Source organism: Nocardia ignorata NBRC 108230, from assembly GCF_001612905.1.
GTDB classification, from domain to species: domain Bacteria; phylum Actinomycetota; class Actinomycetes; order Mycobacteriales; family Mycobacteriaceae; genus Nocardia; species Nocardia ignorata.
The window spans coordinates 1-623 of the sequence record NZ_BDBI01000069.1 but is presented as its reverse complement, the minus strand read 5'-3'; the positions used below and the strand labels follow the sequence as shown (position 1 = coordinate 623).

The following is a 623-nucleotide window of genomic DNA, read 5'->3' as shown; positions in this document are numbered from 1 at the left end:
AAGGTCGACAAGATCGTGCCCAAGGGCACCTTCGTCGAGGTCCACATGACCATCGAGTCGGGGGTGAAGATCCCCAAGGAGGCGATCGCCGCGATCGTCTCCCCCTCGATCGTCACCGACCGCCACATCGAGATCACCCCGCCCTACACCGGTGGGGAGGCACTCGAGTCCGGTGACCATCTGCCCAAGGCGCGCACCAGGACTCCGGTCGAGCTGGACACGATGATCAAGACCATCGATCAGTTCGCCGCCGCGCTCAAGCCCGAAGAGGGCCAGGAAGGGCTCGGCCCGCTCTCGGGCCGGGTGCTGTACCCGGTGCTCAACGGCAACGGCCAGAAGATCCGCGAAACCCTCGATGCCCTGTCATCGGCGCTGAAGGTGGGTATCGACAACAAGGACGCGATCTCCAACATCATCATCAAGCTCAACGAGCTCACCACGATGCTGGCCGACAACGACCAGTCGGTGCGCGACTTCAGCAACCAGGTCACCCAGATGTCGGGGCTGCTCGCCGAACAGGCCCCCGGCCTGCAGGCCACCCTCGACCAGCTCAACGGGTTCCTGGCCAACACCTCCACGACGTTCGGCGAGCACGCCGACACGTTGTCGGAATCGCTGACCGG

At 64.5% G+C, this 623-nt stretch carries 1 protein-coding gene; it reads left to right on the top strand.

Annotated elements, in window-relative coordinates; all coding sequences use genetic code 11:
* A partial coding sequence (locus NI2_RS34615) for an Mce/MlaD family protein (protein ID WP_503826291.1) occupies window positions 1–623 on the top strand: 623 nt, incomplete at both ends.